Raw genomic sequence first — 21,629 nt, 5'->3', positions numbered from 1 at the left:
GGCGTGAGCGAAAAGCCGCTTCGGCTCACCCCTCACGCCGGTGCGCTCATTCCTCGCGCAAGGGCAGGACGAGGCGCGTGCGGCCGGGGCCGACGCGGCGCTCGACCGGAGCCGCGGACGGACGGCCCGCCTGGCGCCAGATCAGCACGAACGGTTCGCCGTGGTTGTCCAGGTCCAACACCGCGCGCTGGGCCTCGCGGCGCCAGGCCAGATCGACCGTGCCGCCGTTGGCGCCCACACGCACGCCCTCGACGCGCAGCCAGTCCCAGCCCGCCGGTGGCTGCGGCGCGAAGGTGAGCCGCCGCCGCGCGCCGTCCGCCTCCAGGCCCGCCAGTCCGCCGAGAGCGGCCGACAGGAACGCGGCCGACGACCAGGTCTGCTCGGGCACCGACTCGCGCTGCGGCACGAACACCGCGCCCGACTGCACCTCGTGCATGTGCCCGGGCACGTCCTGCGCGGCCCACGGCACCAGCCGCAGCCACAGGTCCGCGGCCTGCGCGCCACAGGGCCTCGGCCGCCGCCGCGCTGCCCAGGCCCCAGACGCTGCCGCGCGAGTAGGCCTCCGAGTCGTAATCCGGCGCGCTCGCCGGCTTGCTGCGCAGCCCCCAGTCGGTGAGCACGTCCGGCGCGGCCAGCTGAGCGAAGATGGCCGCGGCCTCCTGCGGCGTGGCCGCGCCGCTGCCGATGGCGGCCAGGTCCGCGCCGCTGAAGGATTCGCCACGGCGGCCATCGCGGTGGAAGCCGCTGATCCACTGCCCCGCCGGGTCGCGATAACGCGCGCGGATGGAAGCGCGGGCGCGCTCGGCATCGGCGCGCGCCTGCGCCGCCAGCGCCGCGTCGCCCTGCGCGTCGGCCATCGCCGCCATCGCCCGCGCCGCGTCCACCCAGGCCGCCGACAGGGTCAGCTCGTCGGTCAGCGCGTCCTGTTCGTTGCCGCTCATCTTGCCCGCGGGGACGCGTGGCAGGCCGTCGCCGGCATCGATCAGCGAGCGGCAGTAGCGCCACGCCGCCAGCAGCTGCGGCCAGTGCGCGCGCAGGAAGGTGTCCTCACCGCTGGCATGCGCGTACTCGGCGGTCACCGCCAGGAAGTCGAAGGCGATGTCCACATGCGCGTACATGTGCGGGTAGTCGCGCACCCACTGCAGGAAGCCCGCGCTCTGCGACAGCTCGTGCCACAGCATGCCGGTGTCCGGATCCTGGTAGCGCAGTTCGAACGCCAGCTGCGCCGCGGCGCGCTCGAACTGCCCGCTGGCGACCAGCGCGCGCGTGCTCACCAGCCCGTCGCCGCCGAAGTACCAGGCGTACTGCGGTCGCCGCGCGCCGTGCGAGGGCCCGTAGCCGGCGACCATGCCGCAGCCCAGCCGCGCGTTGCACGACCAGGCCTGTTCCAGCGCGACCTGCGCCCAGCGCAGCGCGCGGTTGGCCTGCCCGTCCGGGGTGACGATGCGCAGGCGCGTGGCCTGCGCCAGGCGCGCAATGTCAGCCGGCGCCGGCGCTTCGGGCGCCTGCAGCAGCGCGGTCGCGGTGTCGTGCACGTCCTCGCCCGGCTCGCTCTGTGAGGCGAACGCCAGCGTCGCGCAACGCGCGCCACCGCAGAGCGTCGGCGTCAGCTCCAGGAACAGCGGCCGGCCGAACGCGCTGCCGCGCCGGTCGTTGTTGGGCTCGCTGTGCGCGCCGGCCTGCGGCGAGGCGATCAGCGCGCGGAACCTGCCGCTGGGTTCCTGCAGCAGCAGCCCGCGCGCGGCTGCATCCCAGGCGAACTCCTGCCCGCCGATGCCGGCCGGCCACATCAGATTGAGCGAAGGCACCAGGTGCACGCGGACGCGCAGGCCGGGCGGCGCCTGTTCCACCCGCAGCCGCACGCGCACGCCGGGCAGCGTGTCGCGCGCCTCGATCCGCTCGGACACGCGCAGCCCCGGCGCGGCGTACGAGCGGGTCAGGCCGAACGGATCGAGCGTGGCCGCCACCGGCGCGTCCGCCGCAGCCAACGGCGTGCCGTCGCCATGCAGGAATTCCAGCCGGTAGCCCGATGCGATCTGCACCGGGAAACTCCACAGTTCCAACCCATCGCTGCCGTAGCCGCCGGCGAAGCCGCGCAGCCCGTGCGCGGCGAGGAAGCGCTCCTGCACCGGCGCGGTGACCGTCCAGGACGGCACACCCGCATCTTCGGATGGCTCGGCGACACCGGCCCGCGGCGCCGCACTCCCCCGGCCCGCCAGCACGCAGGCCGTCGCGGCCATGCACAACACGACCGCGGACCCTCTGCGCAACGGCATGCCCAATCCCCTGAAGCGATGCCCGATTGTGGCCCGCCCGCCGCGCGGGACGCCCGCCGCGCCGCATCATCGCGCGCAGGCACGGCGCAGGAAGCATCCCTCCCGGCTCACCTGCCTGCTGCACAGGCCAGCGCAGGGGCAGAAGCGCTCAACCACCGGAAGCGGGAGGCGTCGGGAGGGGCCCGCCGCCCGCTGCTCGCGCCTCCCCGCTCACGCCGCGCCGTAAGGCGACGCCTCCCCCGCCGGCCGCGTCTTGAAGCGCCGATGCCACCACAGGTACTGCGACGGATGCTCGCGGATCACCGCTTCCAGCTCGCGCATGTAGCGCGCGGCGAAGGCGGTCGGGTCGGACGCGTCGGCCTCCGGCCAGGGCGCGTCCACGCGCACGCGGTAGCGGCCATCGTCCAGGCGCTGGCACCAGTACGGCACGATCGCCACGCCGGCGCGGCGCGCCAGGTCCGCGGTGGTGGTCAGCGTGGCGGCCTGCACGCCGAAGAACGGCACGAAGGCGCTGTTGTAGGTGAAGTTCTGGTCGGCCAGGTAGGCCATGCGCGCACCGCCGGCCAGCGCGCGCAGCAGGCCGCGCACGTCCTTCTTGCCGACCACGTGGGCGAAGACGCGCCGGCGGCCGTCCTGCATCAGCCGCTCGCCGCACGACCCGCCGGTGCGCCGGACCATGCAGGACAGCGGCGCGCCCAGCGCCTCGCCCAGCAGCCGCGCGCCCAGGTCGATGTTGGGGAAATGCGCGGTCAGCAGCAGCACGCCGCGACCGTCGGCCTGCGCGGCGCGCAGATGCTCCAGGCCCTCGACCTCGAACAGGCCGGCCAGCGCTGCGCGCGGGGCGTACCAGGCGCGGACCATTTCCAGCAGGCCGGTGACGCTGTCGCGCGTGTTGGCGCGCACCAGCGCCTCGCGCGCGGCCGCGTCCAGCTGCGAGAAGCACAGCGCCAGGTTGATGCGCGCGATGCGCCGGCGTGAGGCCAGCAGCGGCGTCAGCAGCCAGGCCAGCGCGCGGCCCAGCGCCAGCACGCGCGGCTGCGGCCAGGCCGCCACGCGCCGGCACAGCCAGCGCAGCGGCCCCAGGCCGGGACAGCGCGGCTCAGGCCGTCGCGGCATCGTGGCGCGCCAGCAGGCTGCCGGCGTACAGCGCGGCCAGCAGCAGCGTCAGCCCGCCCCAGAAGGTCGAGTAGAAGGCCAGGTGCGTGTTCAACGGGAACACCGTCACCGCCAGCGCCAGCATCGCCGGCCGCGCGCGGTCGCGCGCCTCGGGGCTGGCGAAGCGCCAGGCGCGCCAGGCCAGCGCCGCGCCCGACAGCCACAGCAGCAGGCCGATCACGCCGGTCTCGGCCAGGATCTCCAGCACGATCTGGTGCGCATGCAGCGCCGGGCCGTGGCCCCATGCCGGCGCCACGCCCGGCGTGGGATCGCAGGCGGGGAAGACGTCGCGGAAGTTGCGCACGCCCACGCCGTTGATCGGGTGCTCGCCGATCATGCAGCCGGCCGCCTCCCAGATGCGCCCGCGCCCGGACAGCGCGGTGTCCACGCCGGCCTGGTCGCCGGTGAAGGCCGCGGTGGTCAGCTGCACGCGCTTGGCCAGCTTGGGCGAGGCCACGGTCATTACCGCCAGCAGCACCGCGGCGGTGGCGAAGACGCCCAGCAGCCGCTTCCAGCCCAGCAGCCGCCAGCCCGAGAAGACCAGCACCAGCGCGTAGGTGATCCAGGCCGCGCGCGCGCCGGCCAGCAGGATCACCACGCCGATCGCGGCCGCCGCGAGCAGCCAGCCGCCCAGGCCGAAGCGGCGCCCGGCCGCGAACAGGCCGAACGGCGACAGGCTGGCCAGCACCAGGCCGAGCTTGAGGTTGCACGGGCCCAGGAATCCGCTGAGCCGGTCCACCGCCTCGATTTCCGCCGCCGAGCACATGGGATGGCCGCTCAGGGCCAGCTTGAGCGCATCGATGCCGAAGAACAGCGGGCTGGTCCCCATCGCGACCTGCACCAGCGCATCCAGGGTCCAGATCGCCACGATGATGGCCAGGCCGCCGAAGGTGATCCGGCGACCGCGCTCGTTGGCCACCGCCGAGGCCACCAGCCACAGGAACGGCAGGTAGCGCAGGTCGGTGGCGGCCTCGCCCCAGGCACGGCCATGGTCGACCGCATCGAAGGCGGAGATGAACTCCGGCACCCAGTAGGCGCAGAACATCACGCTGGTCAGCGCCCAGGCCTCGTTGCTGAGCAGGCGGTCGCCGCCGCGGAAGCGGTGCAGGGCCAGCTGCACCAGCGCCGCCAGCGCGCCCAGCGCCAGCACCGCTTCGGCATAGCCGGGCGCCGGCCACAGCGCGACGAACAGCAGGATCCAGGCAGGCGCCCAGCGCCAGCCGTCCGCGCGCGCGGCAAGTCGGGGCGTGGGGGCGGGCGTGGTCATGAGGCGGTGAGTTCCTGGTAGAGCGACAGCGTCGCGCGCTGCATCGCGGCCAGCGTGTAGGGCATGGTAGCCGGCGGCGCGGGCGGTGCGGCCAACAGCGCGCGCGCGGTGGCCGCCAGCGCCTGCGCATCGAACGGCGCCACCGCGCCGGCGGGCTGCAGTTCGGCCAGCAGTTCGCCCACCCCGCCGTGCGCCCAGCCCAGCACGGGGCGCCCGGCCGACAGGGCCTCGATCACGGTGCGGCCGAACGACTCGGGCTTGCGCGAGAGCTGCAGCACCAGGTCGCTGGCGGCGTAGGCGTCGGCGATGCGCGCGGTGACCTCGGTGAAGGCGACCGCCCGATCGATGCCCAGCTGCGCCGCCAGGGCTTCCAGTTCGGCCACATAGTCCTCGCGGCCGGGCTCGCGCGCGCCGGGCAGCCACAGGCGCGCGTCCAGGCCGTCGGCGCGCAGCGCGGCCAGCAGCTGCAGGCCGTCGCCATGGCCCTTGAGCCGGGTGCCGCGACCGGGCAGCAGCAGCAGCGGGCCGTCGCCGGCCAGCTGCGGGAACTGCTCGGCGGCCCAGGCGCGCATCGACGCATCAGGCCATGGCGCGCGTGGGAATTGCGTGGGATCCAGGCCGCGCGGGATCACCCGCAGGCGCGCCGGATCGGTCCGGGGATAGTGCTGCAGCACGTAGCGGCGCACGGTCTCGGACACGCAGATCACGCGCTCGCCGCGGGTCATGATGGCGCTGTAGGCGCCGGGCGAATTGAGCCCATGCACGGTGGTGACCAGGTGCGGGCGCGCGGCGCGCGGCATGCCGCGCAGCGCGCCCCAGCCGATCCACGCCGGCAGGCGCGAGCGCGCGTGGATGATGTCGGGGCGCTCGCGTTCGAACAGCGCGCGCAGCGTGCGCACATGGCGCAGCGTGCCCAGCGCCTTGCGGCCGATGTCGAGGGGAACGTGGGTGGCGCCGCCGGCTTCCAGCGCCGGCACCAGGCGCCCGCCGGCGGAGACCACGATGGCGCGATGGCCGGCCGCGACCAGCGCGGCGGCGATTTCCAGGGTGGAGCGCTCGACGCCGCCGGCGTGCAGCGCCGGCAGCAGCTGCACCACCGTCAGCCGGCGCGTGCCCTCAGTCGGCAAGGACGAAGTGCGAACCGCAGTACGGGCAGTCGGCCTCGCCGTTGGGCGCGTCCTCGATCGGCAGGTACACGCGCGGATGCGAGTTCCACAGCGCCATCGACGGCAGCGGGCAGCTCAGCGGCAGGTCGGCGCGGGTGACGGTGTAGCGCTTTTCGGCATTGGCCGGCGCGGTGGCGGGTTGGCTCATGGCGTGGGGTTCTTGGACGCGGACCGTGAAGGCGGGGATTCTAGCAGGGGGCTTGTACCGCTTCGGTGGGAGCCGCCACGGCGGCGATGGGCTTTACCGGTGGCCCCATCGCCGCCATGGCGGCTCCCACAAAGCGCTTCAGCGCGCGGCGAGCCAATCGCGCAGGGCGGCTTCCAGGCGGGTGAGGCCTTCGGCCAGCTCCTCGTCGGTGAGGTTGAGCGCCGGCACGAAGCGCAGCACGTCCGGGCCGGCCTGCAGCAACAGCAGGCCATGCGCGGCGCAGGCATCGAGGATGGCCGCGGCCTGGCCGGCGTATTCCGGGCGCAGCACCGCGCCGAGCATCAGCCCGCGGCCGCGCACCTCGGCGAACAGCTGCAGCTCGCCGTCCAGGCGGGCCAGCGCCGCCTGCAGCGCCTGCGACTGGCGCACGACATTGGCCGCGATCTGCGGCGAGCCCAGCTTGGCCAGGGCCACGCGCGCCACGGCCGCGCCCAGCGGATTGCCGCCGAAGGTGGTGCCGTGCGCGCCGAACTGCATCACCTCGGCCACCTTCGGCCCCACCAGCATCGCGCCGATCGGGAAGCCGCCGCCCAGGGCCTTGGCCAGGGTCACGATGTCCGGCGTCACCCCGTCCTGCCAGTGCGCGAACAGCTCACCGGTGCGGCCCATGCCGCACTGGATCTCGTCCAGCACCAGCAGGGCATCGTGCTGGCGGCACAGCGCCTCGACGCCCTTCAGATAGCCCGGCGCGGCCGGCAGCACGCCGCCCTCACCCTGCACCGGCTCGAGCATCACCGCGGCCACGTCGCCGCCGGCCATCGCCGCTTCCAGCTGGGCCAGGTCGTTGAAGTCCACGTAGCGGAAACCGCCGGGCAGCGGCTCGTAGCCTTCCTGGTACTTGGGCTGGGCGGTGGCGGTGACCGTGGCCAGCGTGCGGCCGTGGAAGCTGCCGCGGAAGGTGACGATCACGCGCCGATCGGGTGCACGCCCCTGCCCGGCCGCCCACTTGCGCACCAGCTTGATCGCCGCCTCGTTGGCCTCGGCGCCGGAGTTGCACAAAAAGGCGCGGCTGGCGAAGCGCGAGGCCTCCACCAGCTCCTGCGCCAGGCGCAGCGGCGGCTCGCTGTAGAAGATGTTGCTGGTGTGCCAGAGCTTGCCGGCCTGTTCGATCAGCGCGGCGGTGAGGTCTGGGTCGTGGTGGCCCAGGCCGCACACGGCGATGCCGGCGGACAGGTCGATGTACTCGCGGCCCTCGGTATCCCACACGTGGCCGCCCTGGCCTCGCTCCAGCACCAGTTCGCGCTGGCGGTACACGCTGAGCGTGTACTGCTTGGCGGAGGCGATGAGGTCGGAAGCGGCGGTCATGGCGATGGGGCCTGCGTGCGGAGGGGAGGAGCGGGGCATTGTCGCCGATCGCCTGGTGGTGCGTGTGGGGTCACTGCGATGGCCAGCCTTGCATCGGTCAAGCCTCATCGCCGCCATTGGCCGAAAAGGCCACAAGGGCGGCTCCCGCCAAGCCAGGCCGGTGCCGCACGGAGGCAGTTGCACCCTGTGGGAGCAACTGTCTCCTCAAATCTAGCGGGCTGCTTGTAGAGCGGAGCTTGCTCCGCTGCTTTTCGACCGGATCATGGGAAAGCCCCAGCGGAGCAAGCTCCGCTCCACAGGTGGGCAGCCGCCCTTGTGGCCTTTTCGGCCAATGGCGGCGAGAGGCTTTACCGGGAAGCGCCCACCGGCGCCGAACACCCAGGCCGCTTGGCATTGGGCCGGATCTCGCTGTCGGCGCGCATCGGCGGATCGCAGAACAGCTGCGGCGCGCTGACCGTGTCCTGGCGCTGCAGCTTCCCGTCGCGCCAGTCCTGGATGCTGAAGCGGTCCACCGCGCCCTGCCCCGGCGCGGCCGGCAGCAGCGTCACCACCTCGCGCTTGCCCAGCGTGCCCGCGGGCATCGCCACCAGCGGCCCGGGGTCGGCCGGCGCGGCGCCGGGCGCGGCCGCCGGCACCACGTAAAAAACGAAGCCATCCTCCACCGGCCCCCAGCCGGTCGAGCGACGCCGCGCGCGCTCGAAGGTCTGCATCACCACCCGCGCCGGCGCGATGCCCGGCGCGCGCGCCAGGTCCTGCGCCAGCAGCGGTGCGGACTTCTTGTCCAGGTCGTGCACGGCCCAGGCCAGCAGCGGGCAGGCGCCGCTGCCGGCCTGCTGCGCGCGCGCCGCCAGCAACGCCGTCAGCTCCGGCACGCGGTGGCGCCCGACCAGTTCATTGGGCATCCACGCGCGCAGCCGCATCCCGGCCGGCGCGTAGTGGCCGAAGAACTGGCGCTCGGCGAAGGCCCGGTACTGCGGCGTGGGCGGACCGAACTTGTAGGGATGCATCACCGGGATCTGCTGCCCCGCGCAGCCGGGCATGCCCGCGACGAACTGCGCACCGCTGCGCCAGGGCTCGTTGCGTTCGACGAAGCGCCCGCTGCACATCCACAGCCCGCTGGCCAGGGCCACCACCAGCAGCGCGGCGGCGAGCTGGCCGCCGCGCCCGGACAGGCGCGGGCCGGCCGCCTCGTACAGCCAGGCCAGCAGCGCGCACAGGAACGGCAGGGTGATCAGCACATTGCGCGCCGAGTACGACGGGGCGACCAGGCAGCTGACCAGCACGCCGCTGGCGATCACGCCGAGCAGCACGAACAGCGCCAGCCGTGCCGCGTGGCGGCCCCCATCCGGCACGCGCGCGCCCAGGCTGCCGCGGCCGCCGCGCCAGCGTCGCCACAGCGCGGCCACGATCAGCGCGGTCAGCGCCCAACTCGCCCCGGCCGTGGCCAGGTGCTTGCGCGCGGTGCGCGTCTGCGACCAGAAGAAGTGGACGTCGGCGCGATACCAGGTCTTGTCCACGTCCTGCTGCGTGGCGTGCAGCAGCAGCCAGGTGTAGCCGCCGACCACGGCCAGGATCAGCAGCCCGGCCACGATCACCGGCACGCGCAGGCGCGGCACCGGAAGCAGCCAGGCCAGCACCATGCCGGTGAGCAGCAGCAGGTAGAAGTGCATCAGGCTGCCGGCCAGGCCCAGCGCGAACAGCGCCGCGAACGCGCCCCACGGGAAGGCCCCGGTCGCCGGCGTGCGTTCGCGCAGGCGCAGCGTCAGGCCCATCAGCGCGGCGGCGACCAGGATGGCCGCGCCATAGCTGCGAGCGTTCTGCGACTGTTCGAACCAGAACGTGGACACCGCCGTCAGCGCCAGGGCGAAGCCCAGCGCCGCCGGGGTGAAACGGCGCCACAGCACGCGTGCGGTGAGCGCCAACGCCAGCACCGCGCACAGCGCGCTGGACAGGCGCAGCCAGACCTCCGACAGCCCACCCGGGCGGCTCCAGCCATACAGCAGCATGTAGTACAGCGGCGGATGCACATCGGTCAGCGCGCGTCGCCAGACGCCGGCCAGGCCATCGTCGCCGCCGATCACGTAGACAGTGAACAGTTCATCGGCCCAGTAATTGCTGCGTTCGAAGCCGACGAAGGCGAATGCGCAGGCCACCAGCGCGATCGCGGCATAGGCCAGTGCCGGCCAGCGCAGGCGGGGCTGCGCCACGGAAGAAGACATCATTCGGCAATACCGGCAAAGGACGAAAGACACGGCCCGCCCGCGCCCCTGACCCGGGCCAGCGCGCGTCGGCCGGCGGCGATGATACGGCCAGGCCGGCGCGACGCCGAGCCCCGCGCCGCACGGCGCGCGAAAGCGCCCAGTGATTTCAACGCGACAAGCCAAGGCACTGGTGTCCTGCGTTCGCGGGAACCACCGATCAGTGCTTCCAGCCTGGACGGCGCGCCGCCTGCCACTGCACGCCGGCGCAGGCGCTGCGGACCAAAGCCCGCGGCGCCGGCCGGCGCCGCACGGAAGGCGGCTTACCAGGTGCCGGTATTGGCCATCGAGGCCCAGGGCTCGGCCGGGGCCAGCGGTTTGCCCTTCTGCAGCAACTCGATGGAGATCAGGTCCGGGCTGCGCACGAAGGCCATGTAGCCATCCCGCGGCGGGCGGTTGATCGTGATGCCCAGCGACTGCAGATGGGCACAGGTGGCGTAGATGTCATCGACCTCGAAGGCCAAGTGACCGAAATTGCGGGCACTGCCGTAGTCCTCGACGCTGCCGTCGGGCGCGGGCCAGTTGTAGGTCAGCTCGACCTCGGCCTCGGGATTCTCCGGCGCGCCGAAATAGACCAGGGTGTAGCGGCCTTCGGGGCTGTCCTTGCGGCGGGTCTCGGTCAGGCCCAGGCCTTCGGTGAAGAACCGGGCGGTGGCGTCCAGGTCGCGGACGCGGATCATGGCGTGGAGGTATTTCATGGTCTCGATGGAACTCGGAAGGGGGGGAGTGGAGCGCTTGCCGGTCTCGATGCCGGCTCAGTCGAGGAACAGGTCCGGCAGCAGCGGCTGGGTGGGGTCGACGGCGTAGCCGGACAGGTCGTGGATGCCGGCCTGGGCCAGCACTTCGTCGTCGATCAGGAACTGCCCGGTGCGATCCACCGCGTCGCGGGTCAGCACCGCGTGGGCGGCGTCGCCCATGATCGCGGGCGATCGTCCGTTGGCCACCGACACGCCGGGGATCATGTTCAGCGCGTCGGTGGCGATCAGCGTGCGCGGCCACAGGGCGTTGACCGCCACGCCCTGCGGGCCGAACTCGGCCGCCAGGCCCAGCGTGACCAGGCTCATGCCCATCTTGGCCAGCGTGTAGCCGGTGTGCGGGCCCCACCACTTCGGGTCCAGCGACGGCGGCGGGCACAGGGTCAGGATATGCGGATTGGGCGCCTGCAGCAGGTGCGGCAGGCAGGCCTGCGCGCACAGGAAGCTGCCGCGCGCGTTGACCTGCTGCATCAGGTCGAAGCGCTTCATCGGCGTGTCCAGCGTGCCGCGCAGCCAGATCGCGCTGGCGTTGTTGACCAGGATGTCGATGCCGCCGAAGGTGTCCACCGTGGCCGCCACCGCCGCGCGCACCTGGTCTTCCTCGCGGATGTCGCACTGCAGGGCCAGGCCGCGGCCGCCGGCCTCATTCACCGCCTGGGCCGCGCTGTGGATGGTGCCGGGCAGCTTGGGATTGGGCACCGCGGACTTGGCGGCAATGGCCACGTTGGCGCCGTCGCGCGCGGCGCGCAGCGCGATGGCCAGGCCGATGCCGCGCGAGCCGCCGGTGATGAAAAGAGTCTTGCCTGACAGGGTCGTCATGCGCGAGCGCCAATGGCGCGACCGGGCCGGTCGCGGCGTCATTTTAAGTGCCAGGCCCCGCGTAGGGCGGCATGCACGGAGCGAAAGGACCGGACGCCGCGCGTGCGCCGTTCACTTCGCGCTCCTGCGCGCTCGCGCCGGGCACCTATAATTTCGCCGATGGACTCCTGGTTCGACGGCCTGCTCGACTGGATCGCCGCGCATCCGGTCGCCGCCGGCGCGGTGGTCTTCCTCATTGCCCTGTGCGATTCGCTGATCGTGCTCGGCGCGATCGTGCCCGCGCTGCCGCTGCTGATCGGCGTGGGCGTGGTGATCGGACTGGGCGAACTGTCCGGTCCGTACGCGGTGGTGTGCGCGGCGCTGGGCGCCTTCGTCGGCGACGGGGTGAGCTTCTGGGTCGGCCGGCGCTGGGGCACGCAGCTGCGCGCGCATTGGCCCTTCAGCAAGTATCCGCAGCTGCTGGAGCGCGGCGAGCGTCTGTTCCACCGCAACAGCCTCAAGGCGATCTTCATCGCGCGCTATGTCGGGCCGATCCGGCCGTTCGTGCCGGCGGTGGCCGGCATGCTGCACATGCCGCTCAAGCGCTATCTGCCGGCCAGCGCGGCGGCCGGCCTGTCCTGGGCGGTGCTGTTCCTGCTGCCGGGCTGGATGCTGGGCCAGGCCTACGACGCGGTCGCCGCGGTCGCCGGGCGCCTGGCGGTGGTGGTGGGCCTGCTGCTGGTGGTGCTGGGCGTGATCTGGGCGGCGGTGCTGTACAGCTACCGCTGGTTCGCCGCGCATGCCGACGCCCTGCTCGCGCGCGGCCTGGCCTGGTCGCGCGCGCATCCGGTGCTGGGGCGTCATTCGGTGGCGCTGTTCGATCCCAGGCGCCGCGAGACCGTGTCCCTGGCGGTGCTGGCGGTGGCGCTGCTGGCGCTGGCCTGGGTGCTGTTCGCCTTCCTGGTGGTGGTGTTGGGCCACGGCGAACCGCTCGGCGTGGACCTGAGCCTGTACGAACTCATGCACAGCCTGCGCAATCCGCTGGCCGACCGTCCGCTGGCGGCGATCGCGGCCATCGGCGATGCCGACGTGCTGGCCCCGGCCTGGCTGGCGGTGCTGGGCTACCTGGCCTGGCGCAGGCGCTGGCTGGCGGTCGGCCATTGGGTGGCGGCGATCGTCTTCGGCGTGGCCCTGACCGGCTGGCTGGGCGTGGTGGTGGACATTCCCAAGCCGCCGGTCGTGGCGGGGGGCTTCGGCTTCCCGTCCAAGGCGGTGACCATGAGCACGATCATCTTCGGCTTCTTCGCCGTGCTGATCTCGCGCGAGCTGCCGGGCCGCGACCGCGCCTGGCCGTACGTGGTCGCCGGCGTGGTGGTCAGCACGATCGGCTTCGCCCGCATCTACCTGGGCGCGCACTGGCTCAGCGACGTGGTCGGGGGCACCCTGCTGGGCGTGGTGTGGGTGCTGATCCTGGGCTTGGCCTACCGCAGCCGGGTGCGGCGCTCGCTGTGGGTCAAGCCGCTGGCCTGGCTGTTCTATGGCGTGTTCGCGATCGCCGCGCTGTGGCACGGGCCGCGCGCGGTGGATCGCATGCTGGCGCTGTTCGATGCGCCCATCGCCTCGGTCGCGCGGCCGCTGCCGGATTGGTGGAAGGAAGACTGGCGCGCGCTGCCGGCCACGCGCAACGAGTTCGACGATGCCCAGCGCTGGCCGCTGGACGTGCAGGTCGCCGGCCCGCTGCAGCCGCTGGTGCGCCACCTGGAGGACCAGGGCTGGCGCCTGCAGCCGCAGGCCGGCTGGGAGCGCGCCCTGCAGCTGCTGGACAGCGACCTGCCGCCGGAGCGGCATCCGGTGCTGCCGGCGACGCTGGACACGCGCGCCGAGAGCCTGCTGATGCTCAAACCCGGCCCGCGCGCCGACCAGCAGTACGCGCTGCGGCTGTGGGCCAGCCCGATCCTGCTGCAGCCGGGCCAGGTGCCGCTGTGGATCGGCGGGGCGCAGACGCTGCGCCACCAGACGTTGTTCGGACTGGTCGGCATGTGGCGGCCGCTGCCGGACGCCGATGCCTCGCTGGATCAGGTGCGCGATTCAGTCCGCGGCCTGCCGCAGGCCCTGGCGCCGCATCAGTCCACCGGCCTGCCGGTGCTGCGCCTGCGCACCGACCAACTGCCGCTGGAACACGCCCCGCCCGCGCAGCTGCCGCCGGTGCGGGCGCGCTGAGGCTTGCGGCGCGGATCGCGCGGATGCGCGCCCGCCATCGTGCGCGCCACCACTACGCGCCGTTCCCGCGACAGCGGAAATCCAGTGTCTTGGTTGTCTTCGGGGAAGCCCCTGGGTTCCCGCCTTCGCGGGAGCGACGGCAGCGCGTTTGCCGCGGCTGAAGACGGTGGAGCGTGTGTCGCGGCTTCGGGCCCGCGGCGGCGCTAGGCCATCAGCGCCAGCAGATGATCCAGGCGCGCGTGCGGATCGTCTTCCTGCAGCACGGCCAGGCGCTGGGCGTCGCTGAGCGGCAGCAGTTCGGCCAGGCGCCAGCCGACCCAGGAGGCGCTGTCCAGGTCGGCGGCGGTCATGCCGGGCGGCGTCGCGCCGGCCTTCTCGAAGATCTTCTCCAGCACCGTGGCCAGCAGGCCGTGCTCGGGGCGCAGCTCGTCGTCGTCCTCGGGCGGGCACCAGTCCACCTCGCCCACCACCAGCCCGTTGTCGCGTACCCGCGTGCGCTGCACGTGGAAGCGCCGACCGCCACGCAGGCGCAGGGTCAGCAGGCCGTCGCTGCCGGTGCCGAAATCCTCGATCGTCGCCTCGGTGCCGTACGCCGCCGGCGTCGCCGGGGCACCGGCCTCGCCGCCCTGCAGGATCAGGCACACGCCGAAGCCGCGCCCGCTGCGCCCGCATTCCCGGATCAGGTCCAGGTAACGACGCTCGAACACCCGCAGCCCCAGCCCCGCCCCGGGCAGCAGCACGGTGTTGAGCGGAAACAGGGGAAGCGTCTCGGTCGCGGGCATGGCCGGGAGTGTAGGCAGAGGCCAGGTGAAGGGAAGAGAAGCGGGCGACGGCGGCCGAGCCTGCCGCCGCTCACGCTCCTGCCCTCACGCCTGCTGCAGGGACGCCAGGAAGCGCCGCGGCGCGCCGTCGAAGCCGCCGTTGGACATGAACACCACGTGGTCGCCCTCGCGCGCCAGCGCGCGCAGCGCGGCGACCAGCGCATCGCTGTCGGGCACTGCCTGCGCCTGGCCGCGGACCGAGGCGATCACCTTGCCGGCATCCCAGGCCAGCTCGGGCCGGTGCAGGAACACCACCGCATCGGCGCCCTCCAGCGACGGCGCCAGCGCGTCGGCGTGCGCGCCCAGCCGCATCGAATTGCTGCGTGGCTCCATCGCCACCACGATCCGTGCCTGGCCGACCTTCGCGCGCAGGCCTTCGAGCGTGGTGGCGATGGCCGTGGGGTGATGGGCGAAATCGTCGTACACGGTGACGCCGCGGGCGTTGCCGATCACCTCCAGCCGGCGCTTGACGCCGCGGAAGTCGGCCAGGGCCGGCATCACGCCGGCGATGTCCACGCCGACCGCCGCTGCCGCCGCCAGCGCGGCCAGGGCGTTGAGCACGTTGTGCCGGCCGACCAGCGGCCAGTGCACCTGGCCCACTTCCACCCCGCGCCTGAGCACGGCGAAGGCACTGCCGTCGGCCTGGATCAGGCGTGCACTCCAGTCCAGCGCCGCATCGAAGCCGAAGCGCTCCACCGGCGTCCAGCAGCCCATCGCCAGGACTTCCTCGAGGCGCGCATCGGCGCCGTTGACGATCAGCCGGCCGTGGCCCGGCACGGTGCGTACCAGATGATGGAACTGGCGCTGGATCGCGGCCACGTCGGGGAAGATGTCGGCGTGGTCGTACTCGAGGTTGTTGAGGATCGCCACGCGCGGGCGGTAGTGCACGAACTTGCTGCGCTTGTCGAAGAAGGCCGTGTCGTACTCGTCGGCCTCGACCACGAAAAGCGGCCGGTCGGCCGCGGGGGCATCGTCCCCCGCTCCGGCGGGGAGAAGGTGGCGCGCAGCGTCGGACGAGGGCTCGGCGGCCACACGTCCCAGCCGCGCCGAGACGCCGAAGTCCTCGGCCACGCCGCCGATCAGGAAGCCCGGCGCACGCCCGGCGGCCTCCAGCAGGTAGGCCAGGATCGTGGTGGTGGTGGTCTTGCCGTGCGTGCCGGCCACGGCCAGCGTGGTGCGCCCGGGAAGCACCGCCTCGCTCAGCCACTGCGCGCCGGAGGTATAGGCGCGGCCCGAGTCGAGCACCGCCTCCACCGCCGCGTTGCCGCGCGAGAGCGCGTTGCCGACGATCACCGTGTCGCAGTCCGGCGAGATGTTGCCCGGCCGATAGCCCTGCGCCAGCTCGATGCCCAGCCGCTCCAGCTGGGTGGACATGGGCGGATAGATCGCCTGGTCGCTGCCTTCGACGGTGTGGCCCAGCTCGCGCGCCAGCGCCGCCACGCCGCCCATGAAGGTGCCGGCGATGCCGAGGATGTGCAGTTTGCTCATGGGCTGTAGGGCGGGAGCGAGTGGATGGGAACGAGGAACGAGGAGACGCGAAGCACGAGGGAACTCACATCGGTCGTGCCTGTGCTCGTTCCTTGTTCCTCTGCACGCGTTCCTCGCCTTGGCTAGCGCTTGCCCAGCGCCTCGGTCAGCCGCTGGGTGACCTCGTCCAGTTCACCCACGCCGTCGACCACGGTCAGGCGGCCCTGCTGCTTGTAGAAGTTGATCACCGGGGCGGTGCTGTCCTCGTAGACCTGCAGGCGCTTGCGCACCGACTCGGGGTTGTCGTCGGCGCGGCCTTCGGCCTTGGCGCGGCCGGCGATGCGTTCGACCAGCAGATCGGTCGGCACGTCCAGCTGCACGGCCGCGTCCATCGGCTGGCCGATGCGGGCCAGCAGCTGGTTCAGCGCGTCGGCCTGGGCCAGGTTGCGCGGATAGCCGTCCAGGATGAAGCCGTTGGCCACGTCGGGCTGGGCCAGGCGCGATTCGAGCATGCCCAGCAGGATCTCGTCGGAGACCAGGTTGCCCGCATCCATCACCGCCTTGGCCTGCTTGCCCAGGTCGGTGCCGGCCGCCACTTCGGCGCGCAGCAGGTCGCCGGTGGAGATGTGCGGAACCTTGAGGAAGTCCTTCAGGCGCGCGGCCTGCGTGCCCTTGCCCGATCCGGGCGGTCCCAGAAGAACCAGTCGCATGGTGTCACTCCAGCAATCTCAATGAGGAAACTTGGGAGGCCGGAGCGGGCAGCCAGGCGGACGGCGGCGCCGACGCGACCGGCGCATCGATGTGGGAAGCTTACCGCATCCGGTCCAGACCCCAGGAAAGACCATGGCGGCTCCTACCCTGTTGTATGCGCAGTCCGGCGGCGTCACCGCCGTCATCAATGCCACCGCCGCCGGCGTTATCGGCGAAGCCAGGCGCCACAAGGTCAAGGTCCTGGCGGCGCGCAACGGCATCCTCGGCGCCCTGCGCGAGGAGTTGATCGACACCTCCAGGGAGTCGGCCGCGGCGATCGCGGCGTTGGCGCAGACACCGGGCGGGGCGTTCGGCTCGTGCCGGGTCAAGCTCAAGTCGCTGGAGGCCGACCGCGCCCGGTACGAACGCCTGCTGGAGGTGCTCAAGGCCCATGAGGTGCGCTGGTTCCTCTACAACGGCGGCAACGACTCGGCCGACACCGCGTGGAAGGTCTCCCAGCTGGCCCAGGCCTTCGGCTATCCGCTGACCTGCGTGGGCGTGCCCAAGACCATCGACAACGACCTGGCGGTCACCGACACCTGCCCCGGCTTCGGCTCGGCGGCCAAGTACACCGCCGTATCGGTGCGCGAATGCGCACTGGACGTGGCGGCGATGGCGGAGACTTCGACCAAGGTCTTCGTCTACGAGGCCATGGGCCGCCACGCCGGCTGGCTGGCGGCGGCGGCGGGCCTGGCCGGCAGCAGTCCCAATGAGGCGCCGCACCTGATCCTGTTCCCGGAACGGCCGTTCGATGAGGCCGCCTTCCTGGCCCAGGTGGACAAGGTGGTCAAGCGCGTGGGCTACTGCGTGGTCGTGGCCAGCGAAGGCATCCGCGACGCCGACGGCCGCTTCGTCGCCGACGCCGGCGGCGGCACCGACGCCTTCGGCCATGCGCAGCTGGGCGGGGTGGCCTCGACCCTGGCCGGCAAGGTCAAGGCCGCGCTCGGCTACAAGGTGCACTGGGCGCTGCCTGACTACCTGCAGCGCTCGGCCCGCCACATCGCCTCGAAGGCCGACTGGGAACAGGCCCAGGCCGTGGGCAAGGCCGCCGTGCAGTACGCGCTGGCCGGGCACAACGCGGTCATGCCGGTGATCGTGCGCACGGCCGACGCGCCCTATCGCTGGAAGATCGCCCCGGCACCGCTGTCCAAGGTCGCCAACCACGAGAAGACCATGCCGGCCGGCTTCATCCGCAAGGACGGCTTCGGCATCACCGCGCGGGCGCGGACCTACCTGGCGCCGCTGATCCAGGGCGAGGCCCCGCTCGCCTACGGCCGCGATGGCCTGCCGAAATACGTGACGCTGAAGAACGTGGCGGTGAAGCCCAGGCTCCCCGCCTGGGAAGGCTAAGACCCGACGTCCACTCCCAGACCCTGCAACGCGGGCTCAGCGGCAGGGCTTGCCCTCGACGTCCAGCTTGGCCGCATACGCCGGCAGCGCGGCCAGCTTGCCGGCCTGGGCCTGGGCCTTGGCGTCCTGCAGGTACAGGCGGGCGCGCTCCTGGCCGTCGAGCTGCAACTCCTGCCCGGCCGGCTTGCGCCACACCTGCACCACCGCCTGCTGGCCGGCGCAGCTGGCCGAGGGGACCTTGATGATGTCGTTGAGTTTCCAGCCCTTGGCGGCGCTGGGCTGGACCTTGTCGTAGTCCATGAACGCCGCGCGCGCCTGGCAGCTGGCGCTGGTGCGCACCAGGTTCATCGCATAGGGCTGGGCGGCCTCGCCGGTGAAGCGGCCCTCGATGCGGGTGCAGGCCTCGGGGATCTGCCGCAGCGTGTGCAGTACGCCGTTGGCCTGCGGCGTGCCGACTGGCCGCTGGATCTCGGGGGCCTGCTGGGCCAGGGCCATCAGCGGCATGCACAGCAGGCCGGCCAGGGCCAGGCGCGAAGCGGATGCGGACATGGGCGCGTCCTTTGGTTGGTCAACGGAAACGGGGCGGCAGGCTGGCACGCGCCGGCTGAACGCCGGATCGACCCGGTGTTCACCCCACGCATACGGTGCTGAACCTCGCGGACGGGCCTGTCATGCAGGGCCCGCAAGCACGACGCGCCTCGAAGGCCGCATGTGGCGGTCCTTCACCGCACGCCGCACTCCGACGACGCATCGACTGTCGGGGCGTGCCTCACAAGGAAGGGGTGAGCACGCGTACGCGCATGCCCAGGCCAGGCATGCCCGCCAGATCGGCAGGCATGCGGCAGTCTGCGCCCAACCCGCCGCATGCGAGGCCCGGGCATCGCGCCTGAGGCAAGCCTCGACGCCTCGCGGCACTGCGTCATCGCCTGGACCGTAGGCAGGCCTACACTGGGGCCAACGGGCGTCGACCGATGCCCGTCCTCGGCGCCACGCGTGTCGATGCGCGCGGCGAACCGGTCCATCTGCCTTGGGAGGGGTCATGCTGGAACACTACGGTCTTGCGCTGGCGCTGGCATGCGCGGCGATCGCCATCCTGTACGGAATCGTCTCGTCGCGCTGGGTGCTCTCGCGCCCGGCCGGCAATGCGCGCATGCAGCAGATCGCCGCGGCCGTGCAGGAAGGCGCGCGCGCCTATCTCAATCGCCAGTACCTGACCATCGCCATCGCCGGCGCGGTCCTGTTCGTGCTGGTCGGCGTCTTCCTGAGCTGGCCGACCGCGATCGGCTTCGCCCTGGGCGCGGTGCTGTCGGGCGCGGCCGGCTACATCGGCATGAACGTCTCGGTGCGGGCCAACGTGCGCACGGCCGAGGCGGCGCGCCAGGGCATGGGCCCGGCGATGGACGTGGCCTTCCGCGGCGGGGCGATCACCGGGATGCTGGTGGTGGGGCTGGGCCTGCTGGGCGTGGCCGGCTACTGGGCGCTGCTGACCCATGTGCTGCACGTCCCGACCGAGCAGGCGCTGCATGCGCTGGTCGGCCTGGCCTTCGGCTCGTCGCTGATCTCGATCTTCGCGCGCCTGGGCGGCGGCATCTTCACCAAGGGCGCGGACGTGGGTGCCGACCTGGTGGGCAAGGTCGAGGCCGGCATCCCCGAGGACGATCCGCGCAACCCGGCGGTGATCGCCGACAACGTCGGCGACAACGTGGGCGACTGCGCCGGCATGGCCGCCGACCTGTTCGAGACCTACGCGGTCACGGTGATCGCGACCATGCTGCTGGGCGGGCTGATGGCCGCGCAGGCCGGCGCGAACGCGATCCTCTACCCGCTGGTGCTGGGCGGGGTGTCGATCATCGCCTCGATCATCGGCGCGCTGTTCGTGCGGGTGAAGGCCGGCGGCTCGATCATGGGCGCGCTGTACAAGGGCGTGATCGTCTCGGCGGTGCTGGCGGCGATCGCCTTCTACCCCATCACCACCGCCCTGATGCGCGACTCGGCCATCGGCGCCCTGCCGCTGTACGGCTGCGCCCTGATCGGCCTGGTCCTCACCGGCGCGATCGTGTGGATCACCGAGTACTACACCGGCACCCAGTACAAGCCGGTGCAGCACGTCGCGCAGGCCTCCACCACCGGCCATGGCACCAACATCATCGCCGGCCTGGGCGTGTCGATGAAATCCACCGCCCTGCCCGTGGTCGCCGTATGCCTGGCGATCTGGGGCGCGCACGCGCTCGGCGGCCTGTACGGCATCGCCATCGCCGCCACGGCGATGCTGTCGATGGCCGGCATGATCGTCGCCCTCGACGCCTACGGCCCGATCACCGACAACGCCGGCGGCATCGCCGAGATGGCAGAGCTGCCGGCCGAGGTCCGTGCGGTCACCGACCCGCTCGACGCGGTCGGCAACACCACCAAGGCGGTGACCAAGGGCTATGCGATCGGCTCGGCGGCGCTGGCCGCGCTGGTGCTGTTCGCCGACTACACCCACAACCTGGCCGCCGCGCACCCCGGATCGGCCTACAGCTTCGACCTGTCCGATCACCGCGTGATCATCGGCCTGCTGATCGGCGGCCTGATCCCCTACCTGTTCGGCGCCATGGCCATGGAAGCGGTGGGCCGCGCCGCCGGCAGCGTGGTGGAGGAAGTGCGGCGCCAGTTCCGCGAGATCCCCGGGATCATGGACGGCAGCGGCAAGCCGCAGTACCACGCCGCGGTCGACCTGCTCACCCGCGCGGCCATCCGCGAGATGATCGTGCCCTCGCTGCTGCCGGTGGTGGTGCCGATCATCGTCGGCCTGGTGCTGGGCGCGCAGGCGCTGGGCGGCCTGCTGATCGGCACCATCGTCACCGGCCTGTTCGTGGCCATCTCGATGACCACCGGCGGCGGCGCCTGGGACAACGCCAAGAAGTACATCGAGGACGGCCACTTCGGCGGCAAGGGCAGCGAGGCGCACAAGGCCGCGGTCACCGGCGACACGGTCGGCGACCCGTACAAGGACACTGCGGGCCCGGCGATCAATCCGCTGATCAAGATCATCAACATCGTGGCGCTGCTGATCATCCCGCTGCTGGGCTGAGCCACCGGCGCCGACGCCGCCCGACGCCCTGGACGCCGCTCCCGGAGCGTTGGCGCTGCGTTGCAGCACCGCTGCGCTAGAATGCCGTCCACTTTCGATCACCTCAAAGCATTGGAGCAGCGCATGGGCCTGGGCAGCGTCCCCACCGGCAAGAATCCGCCGGACGAGATCAACGTCATCATCGAGATCCCCAAGGATTCCGAGCCGGTGAAGTACGAAGTGGACAAGGAGTCCGGCGCGATCTTCGTCGACCGCATCCTGTCCACCCCGATGCGCTACCCCTGCAACTACGGCTATGTGCCGCATACCCTGTGCGGCGACGGCGACCCGGCCGACGTGCTGGTGGTGCTGCCGCTGCCGCTGGTGCCCGGCTCGGTCATCCGCTGCCGCCCGGTCGGCGTGCTGCGCATGAGCGACGAAGCCGGCAGCGACGAGAAGCTGCTGGCCGTGCCGGTGGAGAAGGTCTTCAGCGGCTACTCGCACATCAACGACATCGCCCAGGTCAGCGGCCACTGGCTGGAGCGCATCGGCCACTTCTTCGAGCACTACAAGGACCTGGAAAAGGGTAAGTGGGTCAAGATCGACGGGTGGGGCGGCGCCGACGAAGCCAAGAAGATCCTGCTGGACGCCATCGCGCGCGACGCGGGCCACGACAAGGCCTGATCCAGGCCAGCCGTCGTAGCGAAAGGCGCCCGCGAGGGCGCCTTTTTTGATGGCGTTCGCGAAGTGCCGGGCGGGTGAACGGACTCCGCCTGCCGGA

17 protein-coding genes are annotated in these 21,629 nt (G+C 72.3%); 4 read left to right on the top strand and 13 right to left on the bottom strand.

What is annotated here, in order from left to right:
* Nucleotides 1-32: 32 nt before the first annotated feature.
* From LAJ50_RS05250 to LAJ50_RS05210, 9 genes are all read right to left on the bottom strand, one after another.
* On the bottom strand, nucleotides 33-2,156 hold the full coding sequence (locus LAJ50_RS05250) for a hypothetical protein (protein ID WP_138654864.1): 2,124 nt from the start codon (nucleotides 2,154-2,156) through the stop codon (nucleotides 33-35).
* A 330-nt stretch (nucleotides 2,157-2,486) separates the two neighbouring features.
* On the bottom strand, nucleotides 2,487-3,392 hold the full coding sequence (locus LAJ50_RS05245) for a lysophospholipid acyltransferase family protein (protein ID WP_130550863.1): 906 nt from the start codon (nucleotides 3,390-3,392) through the stop codon (nucleotides 2,487-2,489).
* Nucleotides 3,376-4,698, bottom strand: a complete 1,323-nt coding sequence (locus tag LAJ50_RS05240) for an O-antigen ligase (protein ID WP_130550862.1) — start codon at nucleotides 4,696-4,698, stop codon at nucleotides 3,376-3,378. Before LAJ50_RS05240 ends, LAJ50_RS05245 begins: the two co-directional genes overlap by 17 nt.
* Nucleotides 4,695-5,825, bottom strand: a complete 1,131-nt coding sequence (locus LAJ50_RS05235; RefSeq protein ID WP_138654862.1) for a glycosyltransferase — start codon at nucleotides 5,823-5,825, stop codon at nucleotides 4,695-4,697. Before LAJ50_RS05235 ends, LAJ50_RS05240 begins: the two co-directional genes overlap by 4 nt.
* Entirely contained in the window at nucleotides 5,815-6,012 is a 198-nt protein-coding gene (locus LAJ50_RS05230) for a zinc-finger domain-containing protein (protein ID WP_130535681.1), read from the bottom strand. The genes LAJ50_RS05235 and LAJ50_RS05230 overlap by 11 nt, the downstream gene beginning before the upstream one ends.
* Nucleotides 6,013-6,150: 138 nt before the next feature.
* A complete protein-coding gene (locus LAJ50_RS05225; protein ID WP_138654860.1) occupies nucleotides 6,151-7,377 on the bottom strand; it encodes an acetylornithine transaminase in 1,227 nt (408 codons plus the stop codon).
* A gap of 347 nt (nucleotides 7,378-7,724) precedes the next feature.
* The gene (locus LAJ50_RS05220) at nucleotides 7,725-9,584 is read right to left on the bottom strand and encodes a hypothetical protein (protein ID WP_224096484.1); all 1,860 of its coding nucleotides are present in this window, start codon (nucleotides 9,582-9,584) and stop codon (nucleotides 7,725-7,727) included.
* 314 nt (nucleotides 9,585-9,898) lie between these two features.
* Nucleotides 9,899-10,333 carry a VOC family protein gene (locus tag LAJ50_RS05215; protein WP_130550858.1) on the bottom strand — a complete coding sequence of 145 codons (435 nt, stop codon included), beginning with the start codon at nucleotides 10,331-10,333 and terminating at the stop codon, nucleotides 9,899-9,901.
* A 57-nt stretch (nucleotides 10,334-10,390) separates the two neighbouring features.
* Entirely contained in the window at nucleotides 10,391-11,209 is an 819-nt protein-coding gene (locus tag LAJ50_RS05210; protein ID WP_130550857.1) for an NAD(P)-dependent oxidoreductase, read from the bottom strand.
* 159 nt (nucleotides 11,210-11,368) lie between these two features.
* Between LAJ50_RS05210 and LAJ50_RS05205 the strand changes: the two genes are divergently transcribed.
* Complete coding sequence (locus LAJ50_RS05205; protein WP_130550856.1) at nucleotides 11,369-13,408, top strand: bifunctional DedA family/phosphatase PAP2 family protein; 2,040 nt, start codon at nucleotides 11,369-11,371, stop codon at nucleotides 13,406-13,408.
* Nucleotides 13,409-13,611: 203 nt separating this feature from the next.
* Here LAJ50_RS05205 and LAJ50_RS05200 read toward each other — a convergent pair whose 3' ends face one another.
* The 3 genes from LAJ50_RS05200 to LAJ50_RS05190 all read right to left on the bottom strand — a co-directional run bounded on the left by LAJ50_RS05200 (nucleotide 13,612) and on the right by LAJ50_RS05190 (nucleotide 16,406).
* A complete protein-coding gene (locus LAJ50_RS05200; RefSeq protein ID WP_130550855.1) occupies nucleotides 13,612-14,190 on the bottom strand; it encodes an LON peptidase substrate-binding domain-containing protein in 579 nt (192 codons plus the stop codon).
* An 84-nt stretch (nucleotides 14,191-14,274) separates the two neighbouring features.
* The gene (mpl, locus tag LAJ50_RS05195; protein ID WP_130550854.1) at nucleotides 14,275-15,717 is read right to left on the bottom strand and encodes a UDP-N-acetylmuramate:L-alanyl-gamma-D-glutamyl-meso-diaminopimelate ligase; all 1,443 of its coding nucleotides are present in this window, start codon (nucleotides 15,715-15,717) and stop codon (nucleotides 14,275-14,277) included.
* A gap of 122 nt (nucleotides 15,718-15,839) precedes the next feature.
* Complete coding sequence (locus tag LAJ50_RS05190; protein ID WP_130550853.1) at nucleotides 15,840-16,406, bottom strand: adenylate kinase; 567 nt, start codon at nucleotides 16,404-16,406, stop codon at nucleotides 15,840-15,842.
* A gap of 133 nt (nucleotides 16,407-16,539) precedes the next feature.
* Between LAJ50_RS05190 and LAJ50_RS05185 the strand changes: the two genes are divergently transcribed.
* The gene (locus tag LAJ50_RS05185; protein WP_130550852.1) at nucleotides 16,540-17,796 is read left to right on the top strand and encodes a 6-phosphofructokinase; all 1,257 of its coding nucleotides are present in this window, start codon (nucleotides 16,540-16,542) and stop codon (nucleotides 17,794-17,796) included.
* A gap of 36 nt (nucleotides 17,797-17,832) precedes the next feature.
* Here LAJ50_RS05185 and LAJ50_RS05180 read toward each other — a convergent pair whose 3' ends face one another.
* Nucleotides 17,833-18,345, bottom strand: coding sequence for a hypothetical protein (locus LAJ50_RS05180; protein ID WP_130550851.1), 513 nt, complete (start codon nucleotides 18,343-18,345; stop codon nucleotides 17,833-17,835).
* A gap of 490 nt (nucleotides 18,346-18,835) precedes the next feature.
* Between LAJ50_RS05180 and LAJ50_RS05175 the strand changes: the two genes are divergently transcribed.
* Both LAJ50_RS05175 and ppa read left to right on the top strand, forming a co-directional pair.
* Nucleotides 18,836-20,869 (top strand): sodium-translocating pyrophosphatase, encoded by a 2,034-nt coding sequence (locus LAJ50_RS05175; protein WP_130550850.1) that lies wholly within the window; start codon nucleotides 18,836-18,838, stop codon nucleotides 20,867-20,869.
* 123 nt (nucleotides 20,870-20,992) lie between these two features.
* Nucleotides 20,993-21,532 carry an inorganic diphosphatase gene (gene ppa, locus LAJ50_RS05170; protein WP_130517015.1) on the top strand — a complete coding sequence of 180 codons (540 nt, stop codon included), beginning with the start codon at nucleotides 20,993-20,995 and terminating at the stop codon, nucleotides 21,530-21,532.
* Nucleotides 21,533-21,629 lie beyond the last annotated feature (97 nt).

This window comes from Pseudoxanthomonas sp. X-1 (genome assembly GCF_020042665.1).
GTDB classification, from domain to species: Bacteria; Pseudomonadota; Gammaproteobacteria; order Xanthomonadales; family Xanthomonadaceae; genus Pseudoxanthomonas_A; species Pseudoxanthomonas_A spadix_A.
This window is presented reverse-complemented; position numbering and strand designations above follow the sequence as displayed.